Here is a 26,594-nt window from a genome sequence, read left to right on the forward strand (position 1 = left end):
GAAAAAGGCCGCTGATCAGCGGCCTTTTTCATTCCCGGGAAGCTATTACTCAGCAAGACGCCAGGTAGTGCCGCCCTTGCCGTCTTCCAGCACCACGCCCAGAGCGGTCAGCTCTTCACGAATGCGATCGGACTCGGCCCAGTTCTTTGACGCGCGGGCATCCAGGCGAGCCTGGATCAGCGCCTCGACCTGCGCCGCATCGACCTTGCCAGCTGCGCCAGCCTGGAGAAACTCGTCGGCATCCAGCTGCAGAACACCCAGCAGAGCACCCAGCTCGCGCACGCGCGCCGCCAATGCAGCCGCTGCCGCCGGATCGCTTTCGCGCAAGCGGTTGACCTCGCGGACCATCTCGAACAGCACAGCAACCGCTTCCGGCGTACCGAAGTCGTCGTCCATAGCGGCACCGAAGCGCTCGACGAACTCCTCGCCACCCGCGGCAGCCGCCTGCGGCAGGCCACGCAGCGCGGTGTAGAAACGCTCCAGCGCGCCCTTGGCTTCCTTCAGGTTGTCTTCGGAATAGTTGATCGGGCTACGGTAGTGGCTGGACACCAGTAGGAAGCGCACGACTTCCGGGTGGTACTTCTCCAGCACCTCGCGGATGGTGAAGAAGTTACCCAGGGACTTGGACATCTTCTCGCCATCCACGCGCACCGCGCCGGCGTGCATCCAACTGGCCGCATAGAGCTTGCCAGTGGCCGCCTCGCTCTGGGCGATCTCGTTCTCGTGGTGCGGAAACACCAGGTCCGGGCCGCCGCCGTGGATATCGAACGTCTCGCCCAGGCAGCAGGTGGACATCACCGAGCACTCGATGTGCCAGCCCGGACGCCCGGCCCCCCAGGGCGACTCCCAGCTCGGTTCGCCGGGCTTGGCGCCCTTCCAGAGCACGAAGTCCAGCGGGTCTTCCTTGGATTCGTCGACCTCGATCCGCGCACCGATGCGCAGGTCCTCGATCTTCTTGCGCGACAGCTTGCCGTAGCCGGCGAACTTGCCGACCCGGTAGTAGACGTCGCCATTGCCCGGCGCGTAGGCGTAACCCTTGTCGATCAGCGTCTGGATCATCTCGTGCATGCCGGCGATATGGCCGGTGGCGCGCGGCTCGATGTCCGGACGCAGGACCGACAGGCGCGCCTCGTCTTCATGCATCGCGGCGATCATACGAGCAGTCAGGTCTTCAAACGATTCACCGTTCTCCTGGGCCCGACGGATGATCTTGTCGTCGATGTCGGTGATGTTGCGCACATAGGTCAGGTCATAGCCGCGATGGCGCAGCCAACGGGCGATGACGTCGAACGCCACCATCACGCGGGCATGACCGATGTGGCAGAAGTCGTACACGGTCATGCCGCACACGTACATGCGCACCTGGTTGCCCACCAGCGGCTTGAAGCGGTCCTTGGTCTTGGACAGCGTGCTGTAGATCTGCAAGTCAGCCATCCGTTACTGCCCCCAGGAATCGCGCAGGGTCACGGTGCGGTTGAAGACCAGGGCATCAGCCTTGGAGTCCTTGGCATCCACGCAGAAGTAGCCCTCGCGCTCGAACTGGAAGCGGTCCTCGGCCGTGGCGCTGGCCAGCGACGGCTCGGCGCGGCAACCCTTGAGCACCACCAGGGAGTCCGGGTTGATGTTGTCGAGGAAGCTTCCGCCCTCTTCCGACTTCTCCGGATTGGCGGAGCGGAACAGGCGGTCGTATAGGCGCACTTCGCACTCGACGCTCTCGGCAGCCGGCACCCAGTGAATCACGCCCTTGACCTTGCGGCCCTCGGGGTTCTTGCCCAGGGTGTTCTCGTCGTAGCTGCAGCGCAATTCGACGATGTTGCCGGCGGCATCCTTGATGGCCTCGTCGGCGCGGATCACGTAGCTGCCGCGCAGGCGTACCTCACCACCCGGGATCAGGCGCTTGTAGCCGGCCGGCGGGACTTCCTCGAAGTCACTGGCATCGATGTAGATCTCGCGACTGAACGGCAGCACGCGAACACCCATGTCCTGCTTCGGATGGCGCGGCAGCTCGAGGTTCTCGACCTGGCCTTCGGGGTAGTTGGTGATGACCACTTTCAGCGGCTTGAGCACGCACATGGCGCGGCCGGCGTTGGCATCCAGATCGTCACGAATGGCGAACTCCAGCATGCCGATGTCCACCACGCCACCGGCGCGGTTCACGCCGATCATGTCGCAGAAGGTACGGATCGACGCCGGCGTATAGCCGCGGCGGCGGTAGCCGGACAGGGTCGACATGCGCGGGTCGTCCCAGCCATGCACGTGGTTTTCATCGACCAGTTGCTTGAGCTTACGCTTGCTGGTGATGGTGTAGTTGAGGTTCAGGCGCGCGAATTCGTACTGGCGCGGCTGGGCCGGGACCGGCAGGTTGGCCAGGAACCACTCGTACAGCGGGCGGTGATCCTCGAACTCCAGGGTGCAGATGGAGTGGGTGATGCCCTCGATGGCGTCCGACTGACCGTGGGTAAAGTCGTAGCTGGGGTAAATGCACCACTTGTCGCCAGTCTGGTGGTGATGGGCGTGGCGAATGCGGTAGAGGATCGGGTCGCGCAGGTTGATGTTCGGCGAGGCCATGTCGATCTTCGCGCGCAGCGAGCGGGCGCCGTCCGGGAACTCGCCGGCTTTCATGCGGGCGAACAGGTCCAGGTTCTCTTCCACCGAGCGCTCGCGGAACGGGCTGTTCTTGCCCGGCTCGGTGAGCGAGCCACGGTAGGCACGCATTTCCTCAGCGTTCAGATCACAGACGAACGCCTTGCCGGCCTTGATCAGGTCTACCGCCCAATCATGCAACTGATCGAAATAGTTGGACGCATAGCGCACCTGGCCGGCCCAGTCGAAGCCCAGCCATTTCACATCGGCCTCGATGGCATCGATGTACTCCTGGTCTTCCTTCGCCGGGTTGGTGTCGTCGAAGCGCAGGTGGCAGTCACCGCCGAACTCCTTGGCCAGGCCGAAGTTCAGACAGATGGACTTGGCGTGACCGATATGCAGGTAGCCGTTGGGCTCCGGCGGGAAGCGGGTGACGATTTTCTGGTGCTTGCCACTTTCCAGGTCGGCCGCAACGATCGGGCGCAGGAAGTTGGCGGCAACAGTGGCTTCTTTCGTATCGGCGGTAGGCTTGCTCATGGTGTCCTTGATCATGCTGGTGTTCGGCCAGGGTAGGCCAGCCAAACCAAAGCGCTTATCATAGCCGAAGCTGTCAACCCCCTGACAGGCCTTCGATTTTTTCAAAGAGCGGAATTCCCTGATGCCTACCACCGTCAAACTGCAGACCAACTTCGGCGACATCACCCTTGAACTCTTCGACGACAAGGCGCCGGAAACCGTGGCCAACTTCAAGGAGTACGTGAAGGCCGGCCACTACGACAACACCGTTTTCCACCGCGTGATCAACAACTTCATGATCCAGGGCGGCGGTTTTGAGCCGGGCATGAAGCAGAAGTCCACCCGCAAGTCGATCAAGAACGAAGCCAACAACGGCGTCGGCAACAAGATCGGCACCGTCGCCATGGCCCGCACCATGGAGCCGCACTCGGCCAGCGCGCAGTTCTTCATCAACGTCGCCGACAACGATTTCCTCAACCACAGCGCGCCGACCGTACAGGGCTGGGGCTACTGCGTGTTTGGTGAAGTAAAGGACGGCATGGACGTGGTCAACAAGATCAAGACTGTCGCCACCACCATGCGCTCCGGCCACCAGGACGTACCGGCCGACGACGTGATCATCGAGAAAGCAGAAGTCATCGGCGAGTGAGTTGATGAGCGTCCTGTTCATCTCGGACCTGCATCTCGAAGCAGAACGCCCGGATATCACCCGGGCGTTCTTGCATTTCCTCTCCACCCGAGCCCGCAGGGCGCAGGCGCTGTATATCCTCGGCGACTTTTTCGAAGCCTGGATCGGCGACGACGGCATGGACGAGTTCCAGCACTCCATCGCCCGCGCCCTGCGCGAGCTGTCCGACAGCGGCACGCGCATCTTCCTGATGCACGGCAACCGCGACTTCCTGATTGGCCAGGCCTTCTGCCGGGAAGCCGGCTGCACCCTGCTGCGCGACCCGAGCCTGATCGACCTGGGCGGCGAGAAAATCCTGCTGATGCATGGCGACAGCCTGTGCACCCTCGACGCGGCCTACATGAAGCTGCGCCGCTGGCTGCGCAATCCGCTCTCACTGTTCATCCTGCGCAACCTGCCACTGGCTACCCGCCACAAGCTGGCGCGCAAGCTGCGCAAGGAAAGCCGCACGCAGACCCGCATGAAGGCCAGCGAGATTGTCGACGTCACCCCGGCGGAAGTGGAGAAGATCATGCGCGACAAAGGCGTACGCATTCTGATCCACGGCCACACCCACCGCCCCGCCGTCCACGAACTGGAAATCGACGGCCGCCCCGCGCGACGCATCGTCCTCGGCGACTGGGACAGCCAAGGCTGGGCCCTGGAGGCTGACGAGCAGGGCCTGCAGCAGGCACCGTTCCCGCTGTGACGCTCCGGGCCACCGCAATGGTGGCCTTTTGGCGTTAACCCAGCCGCACTGTCAGACATTTCTCCTTGACCGGCACCGACCGCCTTGCGCAGCATTCGCGGTTTGCTCACTCAAGGAAGAAACATGTTCAGCAAGGGAAACCTCATCAAGTTCGGCGCCCTGCCCCTGGCACTGGTCGCCGCCGCCTTCATCCTGTTCAACGGCGTCTTCTTCTATAACGAAGCCGGCTTCATGACCCACGTGCGGACCATCTTCGGCGACGAGAAGATCGTCGACGACGTGGGCTACTCCACCAAGTGGTTCGGCCGCGCCACCACCTGGAAGAAGGCCATCAGCGTGCAGTCCGTGCTGATCATGGATGAGAACGACAACAACCCGGATAACGATGGGCTGGGTGCCACCATCGAAGCCTTCCCCATCGTCTTCCTCGGCAACGTAGACGCCAAGGTCGAATCCTCGGCGCGCTTCCGCCTCCCCGGCGGCGACCAGTTCCTGAAGATGGCCCAGGAATACCGCAACCCGGACAACTTCATCCGTACCGCGCTGGTCCCGGCGATCAAGGAAACCCTGCAGGCTACCGCCTCGCTGATGACCGCCGACGACTACTATGCCGGCGCCCGCAGCGAATTCGCCGCGGAGTTCGAGAACCAGCTCAACGACGGCCTGTACCTGATCAAGCGCAAGGAGGTCCGTGGCCCGCGTGGTGCCGTACCGCACCAGACCGCCATCCTCCAGGCCGGCACCGAACAGGGCAGCTTCGGCGACAACAACGCCAGCCAGTTCGTCACCGAGAAAGTCACTGATGCCAAGGGCATCCCGGTCCGCAAGCAACAGCAGTTCCGCAAGTTCGGCGTGGAAGTGGTGGAAGCACGCATCACCAACGTCGACCCGAATCCGCAGTACAAGCAGCGCATGGTCAAGGTCCAGCAGGCGCTGGCCGAGCTGGCCGTCGCTCGTCAGAACCGCCTGAAGGAAGAGGAAGAGAAGCTGCTGGTTACCGCCCGCGGCGAGAAGGAAGTGGAAGCCAAGCGCCAGGAAACCCTGCGCGACCAGATCGAGCGCACCACCCAGGCGGAAACCGAGAAGCAGCTGGCGGTGATCAACGCTGAGCGCGAGAGGCAGCGCGCCGAGATCGAGAAGCAAACTGCTGAGTTGCTGCGAGACAAGGCTGCCGTGACGGCGCAAGCCACCAAGATCACCGCCGACGCCGATGCCTACGCCCGCGAAGCGGTGATCAAGGCGGACGGCGCGCTGCAGCCCAAGCTGGACGCGCTGATTGCCATCAACAAGGTCTGGGCCGAAGCTGCCGCCCAGGCGCCCGTCCCCAGCGTGATGATGGCCGGCGGACAGAACAGTGCCAGCAGTCGCCAGGATGAAATCGGCCAGCTGATGGGCGTCCTGGCGACCAAGGCCGCGCGCGATCTGGCGCTGGATCTGAAGGTGAAGGACTGAGTCGCTCCTACGAAGAGCCGAAATAAAAAAAAGCGCCCAGTCGGGCGCTTTCTTATTTCGGCAGAAAGATCAGGCTGCCAGCTCGACCGGCACACCGCTGTGGAAACGGAACTCGCTGTCCGGCGACTGGATCAGGCCAGCCTCCACTTCGCGGATCTCCGCCACACGGCGGTCGATGTCGGCCTCATCGCCATAGCGGCGCGCCAGGCTCAGGTAGCCCTGGAAGTGCCGCGCCTCAGATTTCAGCAGCGAGCCGTAGAACTTCGCCAGGTCGGCGTCCAGGTGATCCACCAGCGCGGCGAAACGCTCGCAGCTGCGGCATTCGATGAAAGCGCCAACGATCAGGGTATCCACCAGCCTCTGCGGTTCGTGGTTGCGCACCACGGTACGCAGGCTGGAGGCGTAGCGGCCGGCGGAGATCGGCCGCAGGGGGATGCCGCGCTTCTTCAGGATCGCCAGCACCTGCTCGTGGTGACGCAGCTCCTCGCGCGCCAGGCGCGACATGAAGTTCACCAGCTCCTCATGGGCGCTGTACTTGGCGATCAGGGCAAGGGCCGTGCTGGCGGCCTTGAACTCGTTGTTCTTGTGGTCGATCAGCATCACCGCCTGATCCCGCAGCGCGGCTTCCACCCACGCATCCGGCGTGGCACAACCGAGGAATTCCCTGATTTCAGACAGCATTTTCAAAACTCCGAGCTCGCGACCCACCGGCTGGCCGGTGTCATAAAGGCGGAGCATTATACGAATGCCACCGCGCGGAACCAGCTTCCGGCGTTGATATGCCTCAACGTCATGAACGAGATATCCCGACTACAGTTGTTCCACATAAACAACGCGCACGAAGGGAGACGATCATGCAAGCCATCCGTAGCATCCTCGTAGTCGTAGACCCGGACCAGCCGGAAGGTCTCGCGCTGAAACGGGCCCGCCTGATCGCCAGCGTGACCCAGTCGCACCTGCACCTGCTGGCCTGCGAGCGGCGCGCCGACTACAGCGTCAAGCTCGAGGAAGTCGCCGAGGTGCTGCGCCAGGAGGGCTTCAGCGCCTCCAGCCGCCAGGCTTGGAAGGACAACCTGCACCAGACCATCATCGCCGAGCAGCAGGCCGAAGGCTGCGGGCTGGTGATCAAGCAGCACAGCCCGGACAACCCGCTGAAGAAAGCCCTGCTCACCCCGGACGACTGGAAGCTGCTGCGCTTCTGCCCCGCCCCGGTACTGCTGGTGAAGACCAGCCTGCCCTGGGCCGGGCGCAACATCCTCGCCGCCGTGGATGTGGGCAACAATGACGTCGAGCACCGCACCCTGCATGCGGGGATCGTCAGCCACGCCTACGACATCGCCGGCCTCGCCCACGGCCAGCTGCACGTCATCAGCGCGCACCCCTCGCCCATGCTCTCGGCCGCCGACCCGACCTTCCAGCTCAGCGAGACCATCGAGGCCAAGTACCGCGAGGCGTGCAAGGCGTTCCAGGCCGAATACGGCGTCGACGATCAGCACCTGCATATCGAGGAAGGCCCGGCGGACGTACTGATTCCCCGCGCAGCGCATAATCTCGACGCAGCGGTCACAGTAATCGGCAGCGTGGCGCGCACCGGATTATCTGGCGCGCTGATCGGCAACACCGCCGAAGTGGTGCTGGATTCGCTGGAGAGCGACATCCTGGTCCTCAAGCCGGACGACATCATTGCCCACCTGGAGGAACTGGTCGCCAAGCCGTGATCCAGCGCCGCGACGAAAAAAGCCGCCCTCGGGCGGCTTCTTTTTTATCGCAACGTGAAGCTCAGAGCCGCGCTTCCAGCCCGTCAGCCAGGAAGCTCGGCGCGATGTACCGCTCGTAATGCGCCTCGGAGAGGATGAAGAACTCCTTGTCGATGGCGTCGCGCAGATCCGGCAACGGCCATTCGCGGAACTCCGGCAGCAGCGCCAAGCCGTAGGCCTCCACCTGGTTGATCATCCGCGAACCCCGGGCAATCAGCTGGTAGGCCCAGCAATAGGGCGACTGCTCGGGCACGAAGCGGATCTGCCGCTGCTCCAGCTGGCTCCGCAGCAGGGACGCATCGAAGACTTCCAGCTTGGCCATCATCACCTGCGTCAGCAGGATCTCGAGACGGCTCAGGACCGCCCGCTTCTCTTCGTCGCCATAGCGGTTCCAGTTCACCACTTCGTGGTGGAAGCGCTTGCAGCCACGGCAGACCAGGTCGCCATAGACCGTCGAGCAGAGCCCGACACAGGGGGTTTTGATGCGTTGCGAAGACATGGCTGAGCAGATAGCTGGCAAAGCGGGCATGTTAGCCCTTTGTCTAGGCAAGATCACCCTTTGGCGCCACGCAATTCGGCTTACCAAGCCCCATTAATTCCATTAGAATGGCTGCGCCTTTTTGGCGTCATTGTCCGAAAGAAGCTGTTTTCAAAGCGTCACGAAGCACAGATTCCGGCAGCCGCGCGGTCTGGGCGCCTCCCTCAAGCGCCCAGACCCATCAGTCCCAGGCCACCCGGCGTAAAACTTTGAAAACAGCTTCTGCCCGGAGATCGCCGGTGCCGTCGTAGGTCAGTGGATTACCGTCCACCATGCCTGACGAATGGATCGGAGGGGTCTCCTGGATACGCGTCCTCCGGGACCACTGATGAGGGAAATACTGTGCTTGAAGCCTATCGCAAACACGTAGAAGAGCGTGCCGCCCAGGGCGTCGTGCCCCAGCCGCTGAACGCCGAACAGACCGCTGGTCTGGTCGAACTCCTGAAGAACCCGCCGGCCGGCGAAGAAGAATTTCTCCTCGACCTGATCACCAACCGCGTACCGCCGGGCGTGGACGAAGCTGCCTACGTCAAGGCCGGTTTCCTGTCCGCCGTCGCCAAGGGTGAGGCCACTTCCCCGCTGATTTCCAAGACCCGCGCCCTCGAGCTGCTGGGTACCATGCAGGGCGGCTACAACATCGCCACCATGGTGGAGCTGCTGGACAACGCCGAGCTGGCCGAAGTCGCCGCCGCGCAACTGAAGCACACCCTGCTGATGTTCGACGCCTTCCACGACGTCGCCGAGCGCGCCAAGAAAGGCAACGCCGCCGCCAAGGCCGTGCTGCAATCCTGGGCCGAAGGCGAGTGGTTCAAGGCCCGTCCGGCCGTCGCCGAGAAGCTGACCCTGACCGTGTTCAAGGTCCCCGGCGAAACCAACACCGACGACCTGTCCCCCGCTCCGGACGCCTGGTCGCGCCCTGACATCCCGCTGCACGCCCTGGCCATGCTGAAGATGGCTCGCGACGGCATCGAGCCGGTCCAGCCGGGCTCCGTCGGCCCGCTGAAGCAGATCGAAGCCGTCAAGGCCAAAGGCTTCCCGGTTGCCTACGTCGGCGACGTGGTCGGCACCGGTTCGTCCCGTAAATCCGCCACCAACTCGGTGCTGTGGTTCTTCGGCGACGACATCCCCTACGTTCCGAACAAGCGCGCTGGCGGCTTCTGCTTCGGCACCAAGATCGCCCCGATCTTCTACAACACCATGGAAGACGCCGGCGCCCTGCCGATCGAATTCGACTGCACCAACCTGGCCATGGGCGACGTCATCGACGTGTACCCGTACGAAGGCAAGGTCGTGCGTCATGACAGCGGCGAAGTGGTCACCACCTTCGAGCTGAAGACCCCGGTTCTGCTGGACGAAGTCCGCGCCGGCGGCCGTATCCCGCTGATCGTTGGCCGTGGCCTGACCGAGAAGGCCCGCGCCGAGCTGGGTCTGCCTGCGTCCGACCTGTTCAAGAAGCCGGAAGCGCCGGCCGACAGCGGCAAGGGCTTCACCCTCGCCCAGAAGATGGTTGGCCGCGCCTGCGGTCTGGCCGAAGGCCAGGGCGTACGTCCGGGCACCTACTGCGAACCGAAGATGACCACCGTCGGTTCCCAGGACACCACCGGCCCGATGACCCGCGACGAGCTGAAAGACCTGGCTTGCCTGGGCTTCTCCGCCGACCTGGTGATGCAGTCCTTCTGCCACACCGCTGCTTACCCGAAGCCGATCGACGTCAAGACCCACCACACCCTGCCGGACTTCATCATGACCCGCGGCGGTGTTTCCCTGCGTCCGGGCGACGGCATCATCCACAGCTGGCTGAACCGCATGCTGCTGCCTGACACTGTCGGCACCGGCGGCGACTCGCACACCCGCTTCCCGATCGGCATCAGCTTCCCGGCCGGTTCCGGCCTGGTCGCCTTCGCCGCTGCCACCGGCGTCATGCCGCTGGACATGCCGGAATCGGTTCTGGTGCGCTTCAAGGGCAAGCTGCAACCGGGCATCACCCTGCGTGACCTGGTCCATGCGATCCCGTACTACGCCATCCAGGCTGGCCTGCTGACCGTTGAGAAGAAGGGCAAGAAGAACATCTTCTCCGGCCGCATCCTCGAGATCGAAGGTCTGAACGACCTGACCGTCGAGCAAGCTTTCGAGCTGTCCGACGCCTCCGCCGAGCGTTCGGCTGCCGGTTGCACCATCAAGCTGCCGGAAGAGGCCATCGCCGAGTACCTGAAGTCCAACATCACCCTGCTGCGCTGGATGATCGGCGAAGGCTACGGCGACGCCCGTACCCTGGAGCGCCGCGCGCAAGCGATGGAAGCCTGGCTGGCCAACCCGCAACTGCTGGAAGCCGACAAGGACGCCGAGTACGCAGCGGTCATCGAGATCGACCTGGCCGACGTCAAGGAGCCGGTACTCTGCGCTCCGAACGACCCGGACGACGCCCGTCTGCTGTCCAGCGTCGAAGGCCGCAAGATCGATGAAGTCTTCATCGGCTCCTGCATGACCAACATCGGTCACTTCCGCGCTGCCGGCAAACTGCTGGACAAGGTCAAGGGTGGCATTCCGACCCGTCTGTGGCTGGCTCCGCCGACCAAGATGGACGCCCACCAGCTGACCGAAGAAGGCTACTACGGCATCTACGGCAAGGCCGGCGCGCGCATGGAAATGCCGGGCTGCTCGCTGTGCATGGGTAACCAGGCTCGCGTACAGACCGGTTCCACCGTGGTCTCCACTTCGACCCGTAACTTCCCGAACCGTCTGGGCGACGCCACCGACGTGTTCCTGGCATCCGCCGAGCTGGCCGCTGTTGCTTCGATCATCGGCAAGCTGCCGACCGTCGAGGAGTACATGGCCTATGCGAAGGACATCGACAGCATGTCTGCCGATATCTACCGCTACCTGAGCTTCGACCAGATCGCCGAGTTCCGCGAAGCTGCAGCCAACGCGAAGATCCCGGCCGTCCAGGTCTGAGATTCCTAGCGTGATGAAAAGCCCCGCCTCGTGCGGGGCTTTTCTTTTCCAGGACCCGGAATAGAGCGCTCACGCCCTCTCCTAACGATGGGCCTAATACTTATTGACCGGTTGCGCCACGGGCTACCGGGTCTAAGGTGGACGACAGGCTCCTGCCGATATCCGTGCTCAGGTGCCCTTGTGGAACCCTCCAGAGGTGCGCTCCCTTCCTCTGCGCCCCGCCTCCATGGCGGGGCTTCTTTTTTTTCCGCACTGCCACTGGCACAGCACTTGCTCGACTCCTGCTACCTGCGGCCCAACGATGGACCGCCCCCGACAATGGCGTCGCGGCTACCTTCCTTTGACGGCAGGCAGCGCGGCGCTTTTTTGTATGGATCACGTGCTCAGAGGTGGAGATGATCGACAGCACCAGCCCATTGCCCGACAGCCTGGCCTGGGTGGCCGGCTCCGATGCCCCGGAGAAGACTGCGCTCAACCTGGGCTTCATGGCCCTGACTGACTCCGCCTCTCTGGTGGTAGCTGCTACCCAGGGCTTCGGCCAGCCCTACGGCCTGACACTCAACCTGCAGCGGCAAAACTCCTGGGCCGCCCTGCGCGATCGGCTGCTCAGCGGCGAACTGGACGCCGCGCAAAGCCTCTACGGGCTCATCTACGACCTACAACTTGGCCTGGGCGGCGCCCCAGCTACCGACATGGCCGTGCTCATGGGCCTGTGCCAGAATGGCCAGTCGATCAACCTCTCCGCCCCCTTGATGCGCGATGGCGTGACCTCTGCCGAGGCACTGCAAAGCCACGTGCGCCAGAATGGTGCGCAACTCACCCTGGCGCACACCTTTCCCACCGGCACCCATGCGATGTGGCTCTACTACTGGCTGGCCAGCCACGGCATCCATCCCCTGCATGACGTGCGCAGCCTGGTGGTGCCGCCGGCACAGATGGTCGAGCACCTGAAAGCAGGGCGCATCGACGGCTTCTGCGCCGGCGGTCCCTGGGGCGCACTGGCGGTGGACGAAGGGATGGGCTTCACCCTCGCCACCAGCCAGCAGATCTGGCCGGACCACCCGGAGAAGGTCCTGGGCACCACCCGCGCCTTCGTCGAGGAATATCCCAATACCGCCCGCGCACTGATCATGAGCCTGCTCGATGCCAGCCGCTTCATCGAAGCCAACGCCGACAACCTGCGCAGCGCTGCCCAACTGATCAGCAGCGAAGACTACGTCGACGCCCCGCTCGCCAGCATCGAGCCGCGCCTGCTCGGCCGCTACCAGGACGGGCTCGGCCATGCCTGGCAGGACGCGCATTCGTTGCGCTTCTTCAGTGGTGGTCACGCGACCTTTCCCTGGCTCTCTGACGGACTGTGGTTCATGACCCAGTTCCGCCGCTGGGGCCTGTTGCGCGAAGACGTCGATTACCTGGGCATCGTCCGCCAGGTCCAGCAACTCGACCTCTACCGAGAAGCCGCCAGCGCCATCGGCGTCAGCGTGCCGGATACCCCGATGCGCGCCTCGACCCTGATCGACGGCCGGCTCTGGGACGGCAGCGACCCGGCCGCTTACGCCCGCAGCTTCGAGCTGAATGCCCTGGCGGAGCGAGGTTGAGCATGCTGCGCGTCCTGCTGATCAACGACACCCCGAAGAAGGTCGGGCGCCTCAAGGCCGCCCTGATGGAAAGCGGCTTCGAGGTCATCGACGAATCCGGCCTCACGGTTGACCTGGCGCAGCGCGTGGAAGCGCTGCAACCCGACGTGATCCTGATCGACACCGAATCCCCCGGCCGCGACGTGCTGGAGCAGGTGGTACTGGTCAGCCGCGACCAGCCGCGCCCCATCGTCATGTTCACAGACGAGCACGACCCACAGGTGATGCGCCAGGCGATCCGCTCCGGGGTCAGCGCCTACATCGTCGAGGGTATCCAGGCCGAGCGCCTGCAGCCGATCCTCGATGTCGCCATGGCCCGCTTCGAGAGCGACCAGGCCTTGCGCGCGCAACTGCAGGCCCGTGAGCAGCAACTGGCCGAGCGCAAGCGCATCGAGTTGGCCAAGGGGCTGCTGATGAAGATGAAAGGCTGCACCGAGGAAGAGGCCTACACCCTGATGCGCCGCCAGGCCATGGGCCGCCAGCAGAAGCTGGCGCAGGTGGCGGAACAGATCATCGCGATGCACGAGATGCTCGGCCCCTGAGGCTGCCAGCAGGGGCCGGCCATCTGCCAGCGGCGGCACGGCGCGATCATTTCGCCAGTCGCCGAGCTGGCCCCCGCCCCGCCCGCAACGCCCTATTCTGCGGCCGCCCGGTCTTCTGGCCGGGCCCCAGGAGCGTCATCGGCAGGGTTCGATGGCGCATCGAAGTGGCCGCCGCCGGCTAGGCACCTCGGCGCCCACCCGACCTCGCCGCCTGCGCGGCTCAGCAAGGGCAAGCCCATGATCGACCTCTCCACCTGGAACCTCAGCGTTCCCACCGACCCTCGCCCCACCGAAGTCACCACCGAGCAGATTGCCCGCGGCTACCAGAGCCGCTACTTCCAGCGCGGCGGCAGCCAGGTGGTGTTCTGGGTGCCCGTCACCGGCTCGCACACCTCCGACAGCGTCTACCCGCGCAGCGAGCTGCGCGAGACCCTGTCCAACGGCGAGGTCTCCAACTGGTATTACACCCAGGGCGACAACGAGCTGCGCGTGACCATGAGCGTTCAGCAGGTGCCCTCGAAGAACAAGATCATCATCGGCCAGATCCACAGCCGCTCGCCCTATACCGGCGACGGCGAGCCGCTGGTCAAGCTGCAGTACCACTACCTGCCCACCCTGGAGAGCGGACGACTGGAAGCACTGGTGCGCAACCACCCCGACGACAGCGCCAGCATCAACGTCCCGCTGATCGACAACATAGCCCTGGACCAGACCTTCAACTACAGCCTGCGCGTCACCTCGGTGGGCAACCTGGCGATTCGCGTGGAAACCTCCGACGGCCGGGCCAACTACTACCGCAAGATCCTCAGCACTACCTGGTCCAAGCAACTGCTCTACTTCAAGGCCGGGGCCTACATCAACGACAACTACGGCGACAACAGCGAGGGCGCGCGGGTGACCGTCTTCCACCTGAACTCGGCGCACCGCTGATTCGCCATTCACTGGCCTGATGAGGCGCGGGGCGCGCGGACTGCGCGTAGAATGCGCAGCACATCCGCACCACCCGTTGCCTTGTCACCGAGACCGCCATGGCCCGCCTGAAACTGGAATTCCCCGAAGAACTCTTCATCTACGAAACCAAGCTCACCGTCCGCGTCACCGACATCAATGGCGCCAACCACCTGGGCAACGACTCGATGATCTCGATGATCTCCGAGGCCCGTGCGCGCTTCCTGTTCGACTACGGCATCCGCGAGACCGGCATCATCGTCACCGATCTCGCCACCACCTATCGCGCCGAGGCCCACGCCCGCGACCAGCTGCTGTTCGAGGTCGGCGTGATGGACTTCAACAAGTACGGCGGCGACATCATCTTCCGCATCACCCGCCCAGCCGACGACACCCTGGTGGCCATGGCCAAGTCGGGCTTCGTGTTCTTCGACTACAAGATCGGCAAGGTCGTACCGATCCCCGAGGCCTTCCGCGACACCTTCCCCAACGTTAACTGGATCGCCTGACGCTCCAGTAGAGGGCACGCCGCGGCACGGCGCGCCCTTCGATGGATCATCCATGATCCGACCTCACTATCCATCCCCTTGATCCAACTGGGATTTTTCATCCTGGCCCGCGCCTTGCTCTACACAAGGCGATGGTAATCAACGGCGATTACCCGACTTCGACAAAGGCGTCGCATCCACACCCGCGCAGTGCGGTGGGTGGAGCGACGCCTTTTTCGTTTGCCCCGGCGCAGGGGCTCAGGATCCTCTCGAACCCGGCGGCTGCCACGCGGCGCATGACCGGGCTCCTCTACCGTTGCTGACGAGGTGTTCGATGAACACGAGTTTCTGGAAAGCCGGCCATGCGCCGACCCTGTTTGCCGCCTTCCTGTATTTCGACCTGAGCTTCATGGTCTGGTACGTCCTCGGCCCGCTCGCGGTGCAGATCGCCACCGACCTGCAACTGACCACCCAGCAGCGCGCGCTGATGGTCGCCACGCCGATCCTCTCCGGCGCCATCCTGCGCTTCCTCATGGGTCTGCTGGCCGATCGCTGGTCGCCCAAGGCCGCCGGCATCCTCGGCCAAGTGATCGTCATCAGCGCGCTGTTCGGCGCCTGGCGGCTGGGTATCCACAGCCTGGAGCAGGCGATGATCCTCGGCGTGCTGCTGGGCATGGCTGGCGCCTCGTTCGCCGTGGCGTTGCCGCTGGCCTCGCAGTGGTACCCGCCGCAGCACCAGGGCAAGGCCATGGGCATCGCCGGCGCCGGCAACTCCGGCACCGTGCTCACCGCGCTGTTCGCCCCGGCTATCGCCGCCGCGTTCGGCTGGCAGAATGTCTTCGGCTTCGCGCTGATCCCGCTGCTGGCCACCCTGGTGGTGTTCGCCCTGCTCGCCCGCAACGCCCCGGAGCGCCCGCCAGTCAAGTCACTGGCGGATTACCTGAAGGCCCTGGGCGACCGCGACAGCTGGTGGTTCATGTTCTTCTACAGCGTGACCTTCGGCGGCTTCCTGGGCCTCGCCAGCACCCTGCCCGGCTACTTCCACGACCAGTACGGCCTCGACCCGGTGAAAGCCGGCTACTACACCGCCGCCTGCGTCTTCGCCGGCAGCCTGATGCGTCCGCTGGGCGGCGCCCTGGCCGACCGCATCGGCGGTATCCGCAGCCTGCTGGTGATGTACACCGTCGCCTCGATCTGCATCGCCGCCGTGGGCTTCCACCTGCCCAGCGCGGTGGCAGCACTGAGCCTCTTCGTGGTCGCCATGCTCAGCCTCGGCGCGGGCAACGGCGCGGTGTTCCAGCTGGTGCCGCAGCGCTTCCGCCAGACCATCGGCGTGATGACCGGCCTCATCGGCATGGCCGGCGGCATTGGGGGCTTCTGCCTGACGGCGGGTCTGGGCGCAATCAAGCAGGCCACCGGCGACTACCAGATCGGCCTCTGGCTGTTCGCCAGCCTCGGCGTACTGGCCTGGTTCGGCCTGCACGCGGTGAAAGCCCGCTGGCGCACCACCTGGGGTAGCGCGGCCGTTACCGCGGCGCGAGTCTGAACGATGCGCCTTTGTAGGAGTGAGCTTGCTCGCGAACCGCTTGACACCGAAGTCGCCTGGAAATCAGTTCGCGAGCAACAACGATGGCGTCCCCCTCGCTCCTACAGGTGGTGGCGATGACCTTGCAGTTATCCTTTGCCCAGGCCAGCGCCACCGGCCCGCGCGACGAGAACCAGGATGCCCTGCGGGTGGTCACCCCGCCCGCCGGGCTGGCTGCCAGCAAGGGACACCTGTTCGCCATCGCCGACGGCGTCAGCCATTGCGCCGACGGCGGCCTGGCCGCGCGCCTGAGCCTGCAGGCGCTGGCCGCCGACTATTACGCCACCCCCGAGACCTGGGCCGTCGCCCAGGCACTCGACCGCCTGCTGATCTCGCAGAACCGCTGGCTGCAGGCCAACGGCGGCGGCCAGCCGCTGCTTACCACCCTCACCGCGCTGGTCCTACGGGGCCGGCGCTTCACCTTCGCCCATGTCGGCGACTGCCGCCTGTACCGCTGGCAAGCCGGGCAACTGGATTGCCTGACCCAGGACCATGTCTGGGAACAGCCCGGCATGCAGCACGTGCTCAAGCGCGCGCTGGGCCTCGACCAGCACCTGGTGGTGGACTACTGCGACGGCGAGCTGGAGGCCGGGCAAAGCTTCCTGCTGGTTAGCGACGGTATCTGGGCCGCGCTGGGCGACAGCGCCATCCAGCGCCTGCTGGAGGACGCACAGAGCCTGCAGGCCTGCGCCGACGCCTTGGTCAGCGCCGCCCACCTGGCCGGCAGCCAGGACAACGCCAGCGCCCTGCTCCTGCAGGTGGACGAACTGCCGCCCGCGAGCCTCGGCGACGCCCTCGCCCAACTCGACCACTGGCCCGCGCCGCCCGCACTGCGGGACGACCAGGAGTTCGAAGGCTGGCAGGTGGAGGGACGACTGGCGCAGTCGCGCCAATCGCTGATCTACCGCGTGCGCGACCGGCAGAACCGTCCCTGGCTGCTCAAGACCCTGCCGCCGGCACTGCGCGACTCCGCGGAAGCCGCCCAGGCGCTGCTGCTGGAGGAGTGGTTCCTGCGCCGCGTGCAGGGCCGCTACTTCCCCGAACTGCACAGCCTGCCGCAACGGCAGCACCTGTACTACGTGATGCGCGAGCATCCGGGGCAGACCCTGGACGAGCACCTGAAGCTCGACGGCCCGCTGAACCTGCCCGACTGGCTCGACCTCGCCCAGCGCCTGCTGCGCGGCCTGGGCCAACTGCACCGGCGTAACATCCTGCACCGCGACATCAAGCCGGAAAACCTGCACTGGGCCGACGACGGCGAGCTGCGCCTGCTGGACTTCGGCCTGGCCTACTGCCCCGGCTTGTCCCAGGAAGACCCGCACGACCTGCCCGGCACCCCGAGCTACCTCGCACCGGAATCCTTTCAGGGCGCGGCGCCGGAGGCCCGCCAAGACCTCTATGCGGCCGGCGTCACGCTCTACCGACTGCTCTGCGGGCACTACCCCTACGGCGAGATCGAAGCCTTCCAGCATCCGCGCTTTGGCACGGCCACCCCGGCCAGCCGCTATCGCCCGGACGTACCGGCCTGGCTCGACGACTGGCTGGCGAAACTGATCGCCGCCCAGCCGCAGCAGCGCTTCGAAACCGCCGAGGAATGCCTGCTTGCCCTGGAGCAAGGCGAACGGCAGGCCCCGGCGCGTCCGCGTCCTCTGCTGGAACGCGAGCCGCTGCGGGTCTGGCGCGGCGTCGCACTGGCCTCGCTGGCGATCAACCTGGGGCTGCTGTTCTGGCTGCTACACGGGGGCTGAAGTCGCACCAGTTCGGTTCGCAGCGCATCACCTCAGTGCAACAGTCAAAGCCGGAATGCCGAAGGAAGCCTCCCAAAGCCGCGAAAGCCAGGCACTGAGTAAGTTGGCACAACCCCTGCAATAACCGTTTCAACAATCTACAAAAGCGCGTCCCTCAACGAAGAGGCTCGCACTTCCCGATCGATCGGGACTTGGACAAAGGCGTCCTCGCTGGGTAACCGGCGGGACGCCTTTTTTGTTTTCCGCGATTGCGTGACGGAGCCCTGACATGAAAAAGCTCAAGCTCGTACTGATCGGCAACGGCATGGCCGGTGTGCGGACCCTGGAAGAACTGCTGAAGATCGCACCTGACCTCTACGACATCACCGTGTTCGGCGCCGAGCCCCACCCCAACTACAACCGCATCCTGCTCTCCCCCGTACTGGCCGGCGAGCAGGCCTTCGAGGACATCGTCCTCAATGACCTCAACTGGTACAGCGAGAACGGCATCCGCCTGCTGCTCAACCGCAAGGTCACCCGCATCGACCGTCATCGCCGCAAGGTCTATGCCGAAGACGGCACCGAGGCCGAGTACGATCGACTGCTGATTGCCACCGGCTCCAATCCCTTCATCCTGCCGGTGCCGGGCAGCCGCCTGCAGAGCGTGATCGGCTACCGCGATATCGCCGACACCCAGACCATGATCGACACCGCCGGCACCCACAGCCACGCGGTGGTCATCGGCGGCGGCCTGCTCGGCCTGGAAGCGGCCAACGGCCTCAAGCAGCGCGGCATGGACGTCACCGTGGTGCACCTCTCTGACTGGCTGCTGGAGCGCCAACTGGACCGCACCGCCGGCAAGCTGTTGCAGGAAGCGCTGGAATCGCGCGGCATCCAGTTCCGCCTGAACACCCACACAGAAGAATTGATCGACGACGGCAGCGGCCGCGTCTGCGCCATCCGCTTCAAGGACGGCGAAACGATCGCCGCCGACCTGGTGGTGATGGCTGCCGGCATCCGCCCCAACACCGAACTGGCGGAGAAGACCGGCCTGCCCTGCAACCGCGGCATCCTGGTCAACGACACCCTGCAGACCTATGACCCGCGCATCTACGCCCTGGGCGAATGCGCCAGCCACCGCGGCATCGCCTATGGCCTGGTGGCCCCGCTGTTCGAGCAGGCCAAGGTCTGCGCCAACCACCTGGCCATGCTCGGCTTCGCCCGCTACCAGGGCTCGGTGACCTCCACCAAGCTCAAGGTCACCGGCATCGACCTGTTCTCCGCCGGCCAGTTCATGGGCGGCGAAGGCACCGAGACCATCACCCTCTCCGATCCCATCGGCGGCGTGTACAAGAAGCTGGTGATCAAGGACGACGTGCTGGTCGGTGCCTGCCTCTACGGCGAAACCGCCGATGGCGGCTGGTACTTCCGGCAGATCCGCGAGAACCACAACGTCGGCGAAATCCGCGACCACCTGATGTTCGGCGAGAGCAGCATCGGCGACGTCGGCCACCAGGGCCAGAACAGTGCGGCGAACATGCCTGACACTGCCGAAGTCTGCGGCTGCAACGGCGTGTGCAAGGGCACCATCGTCAAGGCGATCCAGGAGAACGGCCTGTTCAGCGTCGACGAGGTGAAGAAGCACACCAAGGCCGCCAGCTCCTGCGGCTCCTGCGCCGGGCTTGTCGAGCAGATCCTGATCAGCACCGTGGGCGGCGCGGCGGATGTGAAGCCCAAGAGCGAAAAAGCCATCTGCGGCTGCAGCGACCTCAACCACGGCCAGGTGCGCCAGGCGATCCGCGACCATCACCTGATCACCCTGAGCGGCGCCATGCGCTTCATGGACTGGCGCACCCCGGACGGCTGCGCCACCTGCCGCCCGGCGCTGAACTATTACCTGATCTCCACCTGGCCGGGCGAAGCCAAGGATGACCCGCAGTCGCGCCTGATCAACGAGCGCGCCCACGCCAACATCCAGAAGGACGGGACTTACTCGGTGGTCCCGCGCATGTGGGGTGGCGTCACCAACGCCGCCGAACTGCGGCGCATCGCCGACGTCGCCGACAAGTACCAGGTACCTATGGTCAAGGTCACCGGCGGCCAGCGCATCGACCTGCTGGGGATCAGGAAGGACGACCTGCCGGCGATCTGGAAGGAACTGGACATGCCCTCCGGCCACGCCTACGGCAAGTCCATCCGCACCGTGAAGACCTGCGTCGGCAGCGAGTTCTGCCGCTTCGGCACGCAGAACTCGACCCAGCTGGGCATCGACCTCGAGCACGACCTGTTCAACATGTGGTCGCCGCACAAGGTCAAGCTGGCGGTCTCCGGCTGCCCGCGCAACTGCGCCGAGGCCGGCATCAAGGACATCGGCATCATCGGCGTGGATTCGGGCTGGGAGCTGTACATCGGCGGCAACGGCGGGATCAAGACCGAGGTGGCGGAGTTCTTCGTCAAGCTCAAGACCTCCGACGAGGTCCGCGAGTACAGCGGCGCCTTCCTCCAGCTCTACCGCGAGGAAGCCTTCTACCTCGAACGCACCGTGCACTACCTGCAGCGGGTCGGCATGGAGCGCATCAGGAAGGCCGTGCTGGAAGACGCGGAAAACCGCAAGGCGCTCAATGCCCGCCTGCAGTTCTCCCTGTCGCTGGAGCAGGACCCGTGGCAGGAGCGCATCGCCCAGCAGCCGCTGAAGAAGGAATTCGAACGGATTCCTCTCAAGCAGCTGGAACCCGCCTGAGTGCCCGCCGGGCCCCGCCACCGGGGCCCCTACCCGATTGCCGGAGACACCCCATGAACTGGTTAGACATCTGCGCCCTGGACGACATCAACCCGCTGGGCTCGCGCGTCATCGCCGGCCCCAAGGGCGACATCGCGATCTTCCGCACCTCCGATGACGAGGTCTTCGCCCTCGACGACCGCTGCCCGCACAAGGGCGGACCGCTGTCCCAGGGCCTGATCTACGGCAAGCGCGTGGCCTGCCCGCTGCACAACTGGCAGATCGAACTGGAAAGCGGCGAGGCCGTGGCGCCCGACCAGGGCTGCGCCCATCGCCACGAGGTGAAGATCGAGGATGGCCGCGTGCTGTTGGCCCTGCGCGACAACCTGGCCCACTGCGCCTGACCCCAGTATTTGATTCAGAGCGAGGCCGCGCCATGACTCCGAACCTTAGCACCACCGCCTCCACCTGCTGCTACTGCGGCGTGGGTTGCGGTGTACTGATCGAGCACGACGACGAGCGCATCCTCGGCGTTCAGGGCGACCCGCAGCATCCGGCCAACTTCGGCCGCTTGTGCAGCAAGGGCTCGACCCTGCACCTCACCGGCGATGCGGATGCCCGCGCGCAGTTCCCGGAGCTGCGCCTGGGCAAGGGCCTGTCGCGCGCCCGCACCGACTGGAACACCGCGCTGGAGCATGCTGCCGGCGTCTTCGCCCAAACCATCCGCGAGCACGGCCCGGACAGCGTGGCCTTCTACGTCTCCGGCCAGTTGCTGACCGAGGACTACTACGCCTTCAACAAACTGGCCCGCGCCCTGGTCGGCACCAACAACATCGACAGCAACTCGCGCCTGTGCATGTCCTCGGCAGTGGTCGGCTACAAGCGCAGCCTGGGCGCGGACGCCCAACCCTGCAGCTACGAGGACATCGAGTTGGCCGACTGCGTGATGATCGCCGGCAGCAACATGGCCTACGCCCACCCGGTGCTGTTCCGCCGCCTGGAAGAGGCCCGCGCACGTCGCCCACAGATGAAGCTGATCGTCATCGACCCGCGCGTCACCGACACTGCCGAGCAAGCCGACCTGCACCTGGCGATCCTGCCCGGCACCGACGTGGCGCTGTTCCACGGCATCCTGCATATCCTGCTCTGGGAAGGCTGGATCGACCGCGCCTTCATCGATGCCCACACCGACGGCCTGGATGAACTCAAAGCCCTAGTGCGCGACTACGGGCCCTTGGCCGTGGCGGAAATCTGCGGCATCGCCGTCGATGACCTGCAGCGCGCAGCCCAGTGGATCGGCCAGTCGCCTTCCTTCCTCTCGCTCTGGTGCATGGGGCTGAACCAGTCCACCACCGGCAGCGCGAAGAACAGCGCGCTGATCAACCTGCACCTGGCCACCGGGCAGATCGGCCGCCCCGGCGCCGGCCCCTTCTCCCTCACGGGCCAGCCCAACGCCATGGGCGGGCGCGAGACCGGCAGCCTATCCAACCTGCTGCCCGGCCACCGCGAGGCGGCCAACGCCGAACACCGTGCCGAAGTGGCGGCTTACTGGGGTGTCGAACAACTGCCGGAGAACCCCGGCCTGAGCGCCATCGAACTCTTCGACGCCGTACGCGACGGGCGCATCAAGGCCCTGTGGATCGCCTGCACCAACCCGGCTCAATCACTGCCGGACCAGACCCGCGTGCGCGAAGCCCTGGCCGCCTGCCCCCTCGTCATTGTCCAGGAAGCCTTCATCACCAGCGAGACCTGCCCTTACGCCGACCTGCTGCTGCCGGCCGCCAGCTGGGGCGAGAAGGAAGGCACGGTGACCAACTCCGAACGCCGCATCAGCCACGTGCGCCAGGCCATCCCGGCCATCGGCGAAGCACGGGCGGACTGGAACATCGTCTGCGACTTCGCCCGCCGCCTGGAGCATCGCCTGCGTCCCGGCAAACCCAGCCTGTTCGACTTCGACTCGCCGTCCGCACTGTTCGACGAATACAAACTGCTGACCCGTGAGCACGACCTCGACCTTTCCGGCATCGACTACGCGCTGCTGGACAGTCGCGGACCGCAGCAATGGCCGTTCCGCCCCGGCGCAACGTGCGGCACCGAGCGCCTGTACGGCGACGGCCAGTTTCCCACCGCCAATGGCCGCGCCCGGTTGATCGCCGAGCCCTACCGCGCGCCGAAAGAGCAGCGTGACGCGCGCTATCCGCTGATCCTCAACACCGGCCGCCTGCGTGACCAGTGGCACGGCATGACCCGCACCGGCACCGCGCCGCAACTGTTCGGCCACGTGGAAGAAGCCGTGCTCGGCCTGCACCCGGATGAACTGCGCCGCCGGCGCCTGCGCGACGGCCAACTGGTGCGCCTGCACAGCCGCCGGGGCGAACTGGTGCTGCCGGTGCAGGCTGACGACCGCCTGCGCCCCGGCCAGGCCTTCCTGCCGATGCACTGGGGCGACCGCTTCCTCAAGGGCCTGGGCATCAACGTGCTCACCCTGCCTGCGGTGGACCCGCTGTCCCGCCAACCCGAGTTGAAACACGCCACGGTCGAGGTCAGCCGCATCGAGCTGCCCTGGCAGTTCTTCGCGCTGGTGGAAGGTGAGGTGCAGAAGCGCTTCGACGCCCTGCGCCCGCTGTTCGAAGACCTGCGCTACGCCAGCTTCAGCCCTACCGGCCGTGAACGCCCGGCACTGGTGATCCGTGCCGCACACCACGAAGCCCCCAGTGCGGAGTGGCTGGCCCGTATCGACGCCCTGCTCGACCTCGGTTCCGGCCCGGTCATGGCCTATGACGACCCGCGCCGCACCGTCGGCAAACGCGTGCGTATCGAACAATCGCAAATCGTCTCGCTGCGGCTCGCCGGTGAAACCGCCGCTCGCGCCTGGCTGCGCGAATTGTGGAAGGAAGGCCGCGCCGACCAGGAACTGCGCCGCTGGCTGCTCGCCCCGCTCAGTGCTGCCCCGGGCAAAGCCGGCGCAGCAGCGGACAAGACCCTGTGCAACTGCCTGAACGTCAGCCAGAGCCGCATCCAGGCCGGAATCGACAAGGGCCTTGACCTGGAAGGCCTCAAATGTGAGCTCAAGTGCGGGACCGCCTGCGGCTCCTGCGTACCGGAAATCAAGCGCCTACTGGCTCAAGAGCCACTGGCAGATACGCCTGAATCAAGCCGCGAAGACGGCAGCCTGAGGAGAACGGCATGAGTGGAAAAGTCTGGCTGATCGGCGCCGGCCCCGGGGACCCGGAGCTGCTGACCTTGAAGGCCGTCCGGGCCATGGCTCAGGCCGACGTGGTGCTCATCGACGACTTGGTGAATCCGGCGGTGCTGGAGCACAGCCCTTCGGCGCGAGTGATTTGCGTCGGGAAACGCGGCGGCTGCCGCTCCACCCCGCAGGACTTTATCCACCGCCTGATGCTGCGCTACGCCCGCCAGGGGCGCCGCGTCGCACGCCTGAAAGGCGGCGATCCGTGCATCTTCGGCCGTGGCGGTGAAGAAGCTGACTGGCTGATTGCGCGGGGTATCGATTGCGAGTTGGTCAACGGCATCACTGCCGGGCTGGCAGCAGCGACTCAGTGCGGCATCTCCGTAACCCTGCGCGGCGTCAGCAGGGGCGTGACCCTGGTGACCGCGCACACCCAGGACGACAGCCCACTGAACTGGCGCGGCCTGGCCGAAGGCGGAACAACGCTGGTGGTTTACATGGGCGTGGCGAAACTGGCGGAAATCCGCGACGGACTGCTCGAAGGCGGCATGGCGGCCGGCACGCCGGTGGCGATGATCGAGAACGCTTCCCTGCCCACCCAACGCGAATACCGCAGCCAGTTGGGCGACATGCTCGAAGACGCCCATAGCTTCGCCCTGAAGAGCCCGGCAATCCTGGTGATCGGCGAAGTCGCCGCCGCTGCCCAGCAGGCAATCCTGGCCCGCTCCGCCTGAAGCTCACATTTCCTGCAGGCAAAGAAAAACCCGGCCTAGGCCGGGTTTTTCTCGTCAGCTCAGACCAATTACTTGGCTTGGGCTTCCACTTCGGCTTCTACGCGGCGGTTAACAGCGCGGCCTTCGGCGGTTGCGTTGTCAGCAACCGGACGGGACTCACCGTAACCAACAGCGTTTACGCGGCCGCCTTCAACACCGTACTCGTTGACCAGTACGTCACGAACGGCGTTGGCACGACGCTCGGACAGCTTCTGGTTGTAGGCGTCGGTGCCGACGGAGTCGGTGTGGCCTTCAACGGTGGTGGAGGTGGACGGGTACTGCTTCATGAAGTCAGCCAGGTTTTTGATGTCAGCGTAGCTGTTCTCTTTAACCTTGGACTTGTCGAAGTCGAACTTCACGTCCAGCTGAACACGAACGACTTCGGCAACAGCCGGGCAGCCGTTGGCGTCAACGGTGACGTTGGCCGGGGTGTTCGGGCACTTGTCGACGTTGTCGCAGACGCCGTCGTTGTCGGAGTCGGAGCAGACTTCAGCAACCGGCTCGGGAGCCGGGGCCGGCTTGGCGCCGCCGCCGAAGTTCATGCCGACGCCCAGGCCAGCCATCCACTCGCCCTGGTGACCGTTCTGACGCTGCTCCAGGCCATACTGACCGTCGAGGCTGGCTTTGGCGTAGAAGTTCTCGGTGAAGTAGTACTTCAGGCCGGTGCCGATCATGGCCATGGTCAGGTTCTGACGGCTGCCATTGGCATCGCTGATGTTGGTCAGGCTCTGGTGGCCGATACCTGCGGAAACGTACGGACGCAGGTTGCCAGCACCCGGAGTGCCGAAGTGGTAGATGGCGTCCAGGGTGCTCAGGTTGCCGTGGACCTTCTTGTTGCCGGTCTCGTAGGTGCCACGTACGTCGTGGTACTCACCGTAGGACAGAGCCAGCTCGACGTCGTCGGTCAGGAAGTAACCAACGGAGCCGCCGTACAGGTCCGCGTTCTTCATGTTGCGGGTGCTGTCGGTGAAGTAGCGCTTACCGAATGCTTCGACTTCGACGGCGCCCTGGCCTTGAGCGAAGGCATTGACAGCGGCGCTGGCGATCAGCGAGCCAACTACGACGCCTAAGGTGTTCTTCAGTTTCATCCGTTAAATCCCCATCTTGGTGGTCAATAAGTTGTCCTAACCATAGGCCGTACAACTTGGGTGGCAAGTTTATCAGAACTTGCCAAACAGAGAGACAATATTTCCCGGACTAAGATTCCGTCACATTCGAAAACTTTTCTCTCATTCGATCGAGTGCACGTTTGTAGCGCATCTTCGTAGCGCTAAGCCCCATGTGCATGATGTCGGCGATCTCCTGGAACTCCAGTTCCGCAACAAATCGAAGCACGAGGATTTCCCGATCAATGGGATTGACATGAACTAGCCAGCGGTCTAGTCCACCCCGTTCTTCGACTTTCGGAGCTTTCTCTTCAGAAGCTTCCTCGATGGGATCCAGACTCAGCGCATCGAGCAATCTGCGTTTACGCCGTTCCTTCCGATACTGGGTAATGCACTCGTTGTAAGTGATGCTGTACAGCCAGGTCTTGAACTTCGACTTCCCCTCGAAGTTCTTCAGACCATACAGCACCTTGAGCATGACCTCTTGACACACATCATCGGCGTCCCGGTCATTGCCCAGATAGCGCGCGCAGACGTTGAAGAGCGTGCGCTGGTAGCGGCGCATCAGCTCTTCATAGGCCCGCGTCACGTGGTAGAGCTCCTCGTGGGAACGCTCCACCAGCTCCTCGTCGGTGAGCTGGCGCGGGTCATAGCGCAAGGACAGTGATTGCGGCTTGTTCAAGTCGGGTCGGGCCAGGTCAAGTC

21 protein-coding genes are annotated in these 26,594 nt (G+C 64.8%); 15 read left to right on the forward strand and 6 right to left on the reverse strand.

Annotated features, from left to right (window positions below):
• Positions 1–45 precede the first annotated feature (45 nt).
• Both cysS and IB274_RS18960 read right to left on the reverse strand, forming a co-directional pair.
• Positions 46–1,434, reverse strand: a complete 1,389-nt coding sequence (gene cysS / locus IB274_RS18955; protein WP_192433692.1) for a cysteine--tRNA ligase — start codon at positions 1,432–1,434, stop codon at positions 46–48.
• Positions 1,435–1,437: 3 nt separating this feature from the next.
• Complete coding sequence (locus tag IB274_RS18960) at positions 1,438–3,120, reverse strand: glutamine--tRNA ligase/YqeY domain fusion protein (RefSeq protein ID WP_192433929.1); 1,683 nt, start codon at positions 3,118–3,120, stop codon at positions 1,438–1,440.
• Between the two features lie 121 nt (positions 3,121–3,241).
• Between IB274_RS18960 and IB274_RS18965 the strand changes: the two genes are divergently transcribed.
• The 3 genes from IB274_RS18965 (at position 3,242) to IB274_RS18975 (ending at position 5,927) form a co-directional block, all read left to right on the forward strand.
• Positions 3,242–3,748, forward strand: a complete 507-nt coding sequence (locus IB274_RS18965; protein WP_192433694.1) for a peptidylprolyl isomerase — start codon at positions 3,242–3,244, stop codon at positions 3,746–3,748.
• Between the two features lie 4 nt (positions 3,749–3,752).
• The gene (gene lpxH, locus IB274_RS18970; RefSeq protein ID WP_192433696.1) at positions 3,753–4,475 is read left to right on the forward strand and encodes a UDP-2,3-diacylglucosamine diphosphatase; all 723 of its coding nucleotides are present in this window, start codon (positions 3,753–3,755) and stop codon (positions 4,473–4,475) included.
• 123 nt (positions 4,476–4,598) lie between these two features.
• Positions 4,599–5,927 carry an SPFH domain-containing protein gene (locus IB274_RS18975; RefSeq protein ID WP_192433698.1) on the forward strand — a complete coding sequence of 443 codons (1,329 nt, stop codon included), beginning with the start codon at positions 4,599–4,601 and terminating at the stop codon, positions 5,925–5,927.
• Positions 5,928–5,996: 69 nt separating this feature from the next.
• Here the strand turns inward: IB274_RS18975 and IB274_RS18980 are convergent, their stop codons facing one another.
• On the reverse strand, positions 5,997–6,608 hold the full coding sequence (locus IB274_RS18980; RefSeq protein WP_412548433.1) for a tRNA-(ms[2]io[6]A)-hydroxylase: 612 nt from the start codon (positions 6,606–6,608) through the stop codon (positions 5,997–5,999).
• A gap of 173 nt (positions 6,609–6,781) precedes the next feature.
• Between IB274_RS18980 and IB274_RS18985 the strand changes: the two genes are divergently transcribed.
• Entirely contained in the window at positions 6,782–7,645 is an 864-nt protein-coding gene (locus tag IB274_RS18985; protein ID WP_192433701.1) for a universal stress protein, read from the forward strand.
• Between the two features lie 61 nt (positions 7,646–7,706).
• Here IB274_RS18985 and IB274_RS18990 read toward each other — a convergent pair whose 3' ends face one another.
• Positions 7,707–8,183, reverse strand: coding sequence for a DUF1289 domain-containing protein (locus tag IB274_RS18990; protein WP_192433703.1), 477 nt, complete (start codon positions 8,181–8,183; stop codon positions 7,707–7,709).
• A 381-nt stretch (positions 8,184–8,564) separates the two neighbouring features.
• Between IB274_RS18990 and acnB the strand changes: the two genes are divergently transcribed.
• The 11 genes from acnB (at position 8,565) to cobA (ending at position 24,744) form a co-directional block, all read left to right on the forward strand.
• The gene (gene acnB / locus IB274_RS18995) at positions 8,565–11,174 is read left to right on the forward strand and encodes a bifunctional aconitate hydratase 2/2-methylisocitrate dehydratase (protein WP_192433705.1); all 2,610 of its coding nucleotides are present in this window, start codon (positions 8,565–8,567) and stop codon (positions 11,172–11,174) included.
• Positions 11,175–11,569: 395 nt separating this feature from the next.
• The gene (locus IB274_RS19000; RefSeq protein ID WP_192433707.1) at positions 11,570–12,772 is read left to right on the forward strand and encodes a CmpA/NrtA family ABC transporter substrate-binding protein; all 1,203 of its coding nucleotides are present in this window, start codon (positions 11,570–11,572) and stop codon (positions 12,770–12,772) included.
• A 2-nt stretch (positions 12,773–12,774) separates the two neighbouring features.
• Positions 12,775–13,353, forward strand: a complete 579-nt coding sequence (locus IB274_RS19005; RefSeq protein ID WP_192433709.1) for an ANTAR domain-containing response regulator — start codon at positions 12,775–12,777, stop codon at positions 13,351–13,353.
• Positions 13,354–13,590: 237 nt separating this feature from the next.
• Positions 13,591–14,283: a polysaccharide lyase family 7 protein gene (locus IB274_RS19010; protein ID WP_192433711.1), complete on the forward strand. Its 693-nt coding sequence runs from the start codon at positions 13,591–13,593 to the stop codon at positions 14,281–14,283.
• Positions 14,284–14,381: 98 nt separating this feature from the next.
• Positions 14,382–14,810 (forward strand): thioesterase family protein, encoded by a 429-nt coding sequence (locus IB274_RS19015; RefSeq protein ID WP_192433713.1) that lies wholly within the window; start codon positions 14,382–14,384, stop codon positions 14,808–14,810.
• Between the two features lie 313 nt (positions 14,811–15,123).
• Positions 15,124–16,335, forward strand: a complete 1,212-nt coding sequence (locus IB274_RS19020; protein ID WP_192433715.1) for a nitrate/nitrite transporter — start codon at positions 15,124–15,126, stop codon at positions 16,333–16,335.
• A 116-nt stretch (positions 16,336–16,451) separates the two neighbouring features.
• Positions 16,452–18,122 (forward strand): bifunctional protein-serine/threonine kinase/phosphatase, encoded by a 1,671-nt coding sequence (locus tag IB274_RS19025; protein WP_192433717.1) that lies wholly within the window; start codon positions 16,452–16,454, stop codon positions 18,120–18,122.
• A 268-nt stretch (positions 18,123–18,390) separates the two neighbouring features.
• Positions 18,391–20,841 (forward strand): nitrite reductase large subunit NirB, encoded by a 2,451-nt coding sequence (gene nirB, locus IB274_RS19030; RefSeq protein WP_192433719.1) that lies wholly within the window; start codon positions 18,391–18,393, stop codon positions 20,839–20,841.
• A gap of 53 nt (positions 20,842–20,894) precedes the next feature.
• Positions 20,895–21,224, forward strand: a complete 330-nt coding sequence (gene nirD / locus IB274_RS19035) for a nitrite reductase small subunit NirD (RefSeq protein ID WP_192433721.1) — start codon at positions 20,895–20,897, stop codon at positions 21,222–21,224.
• A 32-nt stretch (positions 21,225–21,256) separates the two neighbouring features.
• Complete coding sequence (locus IB274_RS19040) at positions 21,257–24,010, forward strand: nitrate reductase (protein WP_192433723.1); 2,754 nt, start codon at positions 21,257–21,259, stop codon at positions 24,008–24,010.
• Positions 24,007–24,744, forward strand: coding sequence for a uroporphyrinogen-III C-methyltransferase (cobA, locus tag IB274_RS19045; RefSeq protein ID WP_192433725.1), 738 nt, complete (start codon positions 24,007–24,009; stop codon positions 24,742–24,744). The genes IB274_RS19040 and cobA overlap by 4 nt, the downstream gene beginning before the upstream one ends.
• Before the next feature lie 68 nt (positions 24,745–24,812).
• Here cobA and IB274_RS19050 read toward each other — a convergent pair whose 3' ends face one another.
• Together IB274_RS19050 and sigX are read right to left on the reverse strand one after the other, a co-directional pair.
• A complete protein-coding gene (locus IB274_RS19050) occupies positions 24,813–25,871 on the reverse strand; it encodes an OmpA family protein (RefSeq protein ID WP_192433726.1) in 1,059 nt (352 codons plus the stop codon).
• 109 nt (positions 25,872–25,980) lie between these two features.
• On the reverse strand, positions 25,981–26,571 hold the full coding sequence (gene sigX, locus IB274_RS19055) for an RNA polymerase sigma factor SigX (protein ID WP_138216354.1): 591 nt from the start codon (positions 26,569–26,571) through the stop codon (positions 25,981–25,983).
• Positions 26,572–26,594 lie beyond the last annotated feature (23 nt).

It is taken from the genome of Pseudomonas sp. PDM18 (assembly GCF_014852585.1).
Lineage (GTDB): Bacteria > Pseudomonadota > Gammaproteobacteria > Pseudomonadales > Pseudomonadaceae > Pseudomonas.

Bases quoted from the DNA above. Each gene is read 5' to 3' on its own strand.
- cysS (WP_192433692.1), bottom strand. From the start codon at position 1,434: ATGGCTGACTTGCAGATCTACAGCACGCTGTCCAAGACCAAGGACCGC.
- IB274_RS18960 (WP_192433929.1), bottom strand. From the start codon at position 3,120: ATGAGCAAGCCTACCGCCGATACGAAAGAAGCCACTGTTGCCGCCAAC.
- IB274_RS18965 (WP_192433694.1), top strand. From the start codon at position 3,242: ATGCCTACCACCGTCAAACTGCAGACCAACTTCGGCGACATCACCCTT.
- lpxH (WP_192433696.1), top strand. From the start codon at position 3,753: ATGAGCGTCCTGTTCATCTCGGACCTGCATCTCGAAGCAGAACGCCCG.
- IB274_RS18975 (WP_192433698.1), top strand. From the start codon at position 4,599: ATGTTCAGCAAGGGAAACCTCATCAAGTTCGGCGCCCTGCCCCTGGCA.
- IB274_RS18980 (WP_412548433.1), bottom strand. From the start codon at position 6,608: ATGCTGTCTGAAATCAGGGAATTCCTCGGTTGTGCCACGCCGGATGCG.
- IB274_RS18985 (WP_192433701.1), top strand. From the start codon at position 6,782: ATGCAAGCCATCCGTAGCATCCTCGTAGTCGTAGACCCGGACCAGCCG.
- IB274_RS18990 (WP_192433703.1), bottom strand. From the start codon at position 8,183: ATGTCTTCGCAACGCATCAAAACCCCCTGTGTCGGGCTCTGCTCGACG.
- IB274_RS19000 (WP_192433707.1), top strand. From the start codon at position 11,570: ATGATCGACAGCACCAGCCCATTGCCCGACAGCCTGGCCTGGGTGGCC.
- IB274_RS19005 (WP_192433709.1), top strand. From the start codon at position 12,775: ATGCTGCGCGTCCTGCTGATCAACGACACCCCGAAGAAGGTCGGGCGC.
- IB274_RS19010 (WP_192433711.1), top strand. From the start codon at position 13,591: ATGATCGACCTCTCCACCTGGAACCTCAGCGTTCCCACCGACCCTCGC.
- IB274_RS19015 (WP_192433713.1), top strand. From the start codon at position 14,382: ATGGCCCGCCTGAAACTGGAATTCCCCGAAGAACTCTTCATCTACGAA.
- IB274_RS19020 (WP_192433715.1), top strand. From the start codon at position 15,124: ATGAACACGAGTTTCTGGAAAGCCGGCCATGCGCCGACCCTGTTTGCC.
- IB274_RS19025 (WP_192433717.1), top strand. From the start codon at position 16,452: ATGACCTTGCAGTTATCCTTTGCCCAGGCCAGCGCCACCGGCCCGCGC.
- nirB (WP_192433719.1), top strand. From the start codon at position 18,391: ATGAAAAAGCTCAAGCTCGTACTGATCGGCAACGGCATGGCCGGTGTG.
- nirD (WP_192433721.1), top strand. From the start codon at position 20,895: ATGAACTGGTTAGACATCTGCGCCCTGGACGACATCAACCCGCTGGGC.
- IB274_RS19040 (WP_192433723.1), top strand. From the start codon at position 21,257: ATGACTCCGAACCTTAGCACCACCGCCTCCACCTGCTGCTACTGCGGC.
- cobA (WP_192433725.1), top strand. From the start codon at position 24,007: ATGAGTGGAAAAGTCTGGCTGATCGGCGCCGGCCCCGGGGACCCGGAG.
- IB274_RS19050 (WP_192433726.1), bottom strand. From the start codon at position 25,871: ATGAAACTGAAGAACACCTTAGGCGTCGTAGTTGGCTCGCTGATCGCC.